Source organism: Methylobrevis pamukkalensis (assembly GCF_001720135.1).
GTDB classification, from domain to species: Bacteria; Pseudomonadota; Alphaproteobacteria; order Rhizobiales; family Pleomorphomonadaceae; genus Methylobrevis; species Methylobrevis pamukkalensis.
Genome location: NZ_MCRJ01000194.1, coordinates 1 through 3,983 on the forward strand (window position 1 = coordinate 1; position 3,983 = coordinate 3,983).

Here is a 3,983-nt window from a genome sequence, read left to right on the forward strand (position 1 = left end):
CCTCGACGTCAAGGACGGCCGCGTCGTCAAGGGCGTCAACTTCGTCGACCTGCGCGATGCCGGCGATCCGGTGGAGGCGGCGGCGGCCTATGACGCGGCGGGCGCGACGAGCTCTGCTTCCTCGACATCACCGCCAGCCACGAGGCGCGCGGCACGCTGATCGACGTGGTCGAGCGCACCGCCGCGCTGTGCTTCATGCCGGTGACGGTCGGCGGCGGCGTGCGCACGGTGGAGGACATCCGCACCCTGCTGCTGGCCGGCGCCGACAAGGTGTCGATCAACTCGGCGGCGGTGAAGGACACCGGCTTCGTCGGCCGCGCCGCCGACAAGTTCGGCGACCAGTGCATCGTCGTCTCGATCGACGCGAAACGCGTCTCCGCGCCCAGCGAGGCGCCGCGCTGGGAGATCTTCACCCACGGCGGGCGCAACGCCACCGGCCTCGACGCGGTGACCTTTGCCCGCGACGTGGTGGCGCTGGGGGCCGGCGAGCTGCTGGTCACCTCGATGGACCGTGACGGCACCAAGTCCGGCTTCGACATCGAGCTGACCCGCACCATCGCCGATGCGGTGCATGTGCCGGTGATCGCCAGCGGCGGCGTCGGCACGCTCGACCATCTGGTCGAGGGCATCCGCGACGGCCATGCCACGGCGGTGCTGGCCGCCTCGATCTTCCACTTCGGCACCTACACCATCCCGCAGGCAAAGGCCCACATGGCCGCCGCCGGCCTTGCGGTGCGCACCCACGGCTGACACCGAACGCGCAAAGTCCTGACCGCAGGTCGCTTTGCGCCTGAGGAAGCGCCCGACCGGGCGCCGGCCGGTCAGGCCGCAGACGATAAGTCCTGACAGGTCAGGATTCATCGAGGCAAGGATGGGCCCCTTTGCCGCCTTCGGGCTCTTCGGCCCACCGGAAAAGGACTTTCGCTCCGCCTGCGGCCGCCCGCCGCTGCCGATCCGGCCTTGCGCTATGGCGCGGCGCGGCAATCCGCGATAGACCATCGCGGCGAAATTCCATGCCGGCGCCGGGGGGGCGGCGGCGGGAAACGCGGCGGCCCGCGAGTTCGAGACGGCGACTTCGACCAATGACCGGCTTTTCCCTTTCCGACCTGGAGGCCATCGTCGCGGCACGCGCTGCCTCCGACGACGCGGCGTCCTACACGCGCAAGCTGGTCGGCCGCGGTGTCGGCACATGCGCCCAGAAGCTCGGCGAGGAAGCGGTCGAGACGGTGATCGCGGCCATGGCCGGCGATGCCGTGGAACTGCGCAAGGAAAGCGCGGACCTGCTCTACCACCTGCTCGTCCTGCTTCACGTGTCCGGCGTCGGGCTGACCGAGGTGATGGACGAGCTGGCCGCGCGCACCGGGCAGACCGGGCTTCAGGAAAAGGCGTCGCGGCCGGCCGACTGACACAAGGACCGGCGGGCGATCCGGGCGGGCAGCCTCGGGAACGGGGCACCGGAGAGGGGCGAGGGAAGCGCAGCCGATGGACAAGAGCATTCCGCAGACCGACATCTCGCCCTACCTCACCTACACCAAGGCGGAATGGGCGGACCTGCGCCAGGGCATGCCGATGACCCTGACGCTGGAAGATCTGGAGCGCCTGCGCAGCCTCGACGACCCGGTCTCGCTGACCGAGGTGGCGATGATCTACCTGCCGCTGTCGCGCCTCCTGTCCTTCTATGTCGAGGCGACGCAGGGGCTGCACGGCGCCACCCAGCGCTTTCTCGGCAAGACCGAGCGCAAGATGCCCTTCGTGATCGGCCTCGCCGGCTCCGTGGCGGTCGGCAAGTCGACCACCGCGCGCATCCTCAAGACGCTGCTGGCGCGCTGGCCGTCGAGCCCCAAGGTCGACCTCGTCACCACCGACGGCTTTCTCCATCCGAACGCGGTGCTGCGCGCCGAGGGCCTGATGGAGAAGAAGGGCTTTCCGGAAAGCTACGACCTGCCGGCGCTGCTGGCCTTCCTGTCGGCGATCAAGGCCGGCCAGCCGAAGGTGCGCGCGCCGCTCTACTCCCACCTCGTCTACGACGTGGTGCCGGGCGAGGAGGTGGTGGTCGACCAGCCGGACATCCTGATCCTCGAAGGCCTCAACGTGCTCCAGACCAGCCGCCTGCCCAAGGATGGCAAGGCGGTGCCCTTCGTCTCCGACTTCTTCGACTTCTCGATCTACATCGACGCCGACGAGGACGAACTCCGCCGCTGGTACATCCAGCGCTTCATGAGCCTGCGCCAGACCGCCTTCCGCGATCCGCGCTCGTATTTCGCCCGCTATGCCGAGGTGGGCGAGGCGGAGGCCGGCGAGATCGCCACGGGCCTGTGGGAGCGGATCAACCTCGTCAACCTCAAGGACAACATCCTGCCGACCCGGCCGCGCGCCGACCTGATCCTGCGCAAGGGCGCCGATCACCACATCGAGCAGGTCATGCTGCGCAAGCTGTGAGGCTTGGCCGGCGGCGGGCTTCGGGCTAGGCTCCGACACGATCCAGGGTCGGAGTTCCTCTGCGGCATCGTGACCTTCCTTCTCCCTCGCGGGAGAAGGTGCCCCGCAGGGGCGGATGAGGGGGCCACGCCGCACATCCGGTTCTCCTCGCCGCCTTCGCCCCGCCTACCCGGAACCCGCCATGCTCCAGACCAAGCGCATCCTCCTGATCGTCGGCGGCGGCATCGCCGCCTACAAGGTGCTGGAGCTGATCCGGCGCCTGAAGGAGCGCGGCGCCAGCGTGCGCGCGGTGATGACCCGGTCGGCGAAGGAATTCGTCACGCCGCTCACCGTGGGGGCTCTCACCGGCGAGAAGGTCCACGACGACCTGTTCGACCTCACCGCGGAGGCCGACATCGGCCATATCCGCCTGTCGCGCGAGGCCGACCTCGTGGTGGTCGCCCCGGCCACCGCCGACCTGATGGCGAAGATGGCACACGGCCTGTGCGATGACCTTGCCACCAACATCCTGCTGGCGACCGACAAGCCGGTGCTGGTCTGCCCGGCGATGAACCCGCGCATGTGGGCGCATCCGGCCACGCGCCGCAACGCCGAGACCCTGCGCCGCGACGGCGTCCGCTTCCTCGGGCCCAATGTCGGGGCCATGGCCGAGCGCGGCGAGAGCGGCCCCGGCCGGCTGGCCGAGCCGATGGAGATCCTCGCGGCGATCGAGGCGCATTTTGCAAGGCTCGACGATCCGCTGTCGGCACCTTTGGCCGGCCCGCTTTCGGGCAAGACCGCGCTGGTCACCTCCGGCCCGACCCACGAGCCGATCGATCCGGTGCGCTACATCGCCAACCGCTCCTCCGGCAAGCAGGGCCACGCGATCGCGGCGGCGCTGGCCCGGCTGGGCGCAAACGTGACGCTGGTCTCCGGCCCGGTGACGATCCCCGACCCGGCCGGCGTCACGGTGGTGCGGGTCGAGACGGCGCGCGAGATGCTGGCCGCCAGCCTTGCCGCATTGCCTGCCGACATCGCGGTGATGGCCGCGGCCGTCGCCGACTGGCGCACGGCGGATGCGGCAGACGCCAAGATGAAGAAGGACGGCTCGGGCCGGCCGCCGGCGCTGGCGCTGACCGAGAACCCCGACATCCTCGCCACCATCGGCCACCACCCGGACCTGCGGCCGACCCTCGTCGTCGGCTTTGCCGCCGAGACCGGCAACGTCGCCGGCTACGCCCGCGACAAGCTCGCGCGCAAGGGCGCCGACCTCATCTGCGCCAACGACGTCTCGCCCGAACACGGCGTCTTCGGCGGCGACGCCAACACGCTGCATCTGGTCGGCCCCGACAGCATGGAGACCTGGCCGACCCTGTCGAAAGTGGAGGTGGCCGAGCGGCTGGCGGGGGTGATCGCGGCGCGACTTGGGGAGTGATCTCGTTGCGGGTGGTGCGGGTGGAGAGGCAGCGGCCCCCTCATCCGGCCCTTCGGGCCACCTTCTCCCCGTCGGGGAGAAGGGGAACTCGCGGACAGGTTCGGACCTTCCACCGGTTCAGCGAGCACGG

The 3,983-nt window shown here is 70.2% G+C and carries 3 protein-coding genes and 1 pseudogene; all 4 read left to right on the forward strand.

Annotation, left to right across the window (positions count from 1 at the left end):
• Positions 1-750, forward strand: a pseudogene (gene hisF, locus A6302_RS19485) (imidazole glycerol phosphate synthase subunit HisF); the annotation flags it as partial.
• Positions 751-1,082: 332 nt separating this feature from the next.
• Positions 1,083-1,406: a phosphoribosyl-ATP diphosphatase gene (locus tag A6302_RS19490; RefSeq protein WP_069308420.1), complete on the forward strand. Its 324-nt coding sequence runs from the start codon at positions 1,083-1,085 to the stop codon at positions 1,404-1,406.
• Positions 1,407-1,482: 76 nt separating this feature from the next.
• Positions 1,483-2,439, forward strand: coding sequence for a type I pantothenate kinase (gene coaA / locus A6302_RS19495; protein WP_069308421.1), 957 nt, complete (start codon positions 1,483-1,485; stop codon positions 2,437-2,439).
• A 181-nt stretch (positions 2,440-2,620) separates the two neighbouring features.
• Positions 2,621-3,853, forward strand: coding sequence for a bifunctional phosphopantothenoylcysteine decarboxylase/phosphopantothenate--cysteine ligase CoaBC (gene coaBC / locus A6302_RS19500; protein ID WP_069308422.1), 1,233 nt, complete (start codon positions 2,621-2,623; stop codon positions 3,851-3,853).
• Positions 3,854-3,983: the final 130 nt, after the last annotated feature.

Bases quoted from the DNA above. Each gene is read 5' to 3' on its own strand.
- A6302_RS19490 (WP_069308420.1), top strand. From the start codon at position 1,083: ATGACCGGCTTTTCCCTTTCCGACCTGGAGGCCATCGTCGCGGCACGC.
- coaA (WP_069308421.1), top strand. From the start codon at position 1,483: ATGGACAAGAGCATTCCGCAGACCGACATCTCGCCCTACCTCACCTAC.
- coaBC (WP_069308422.1), top strand. From the start codon at position 2,621: ATGCTCCAGACCAAGCGCATCCTCCTGATCGTCGGCGGCGGCATCGCC.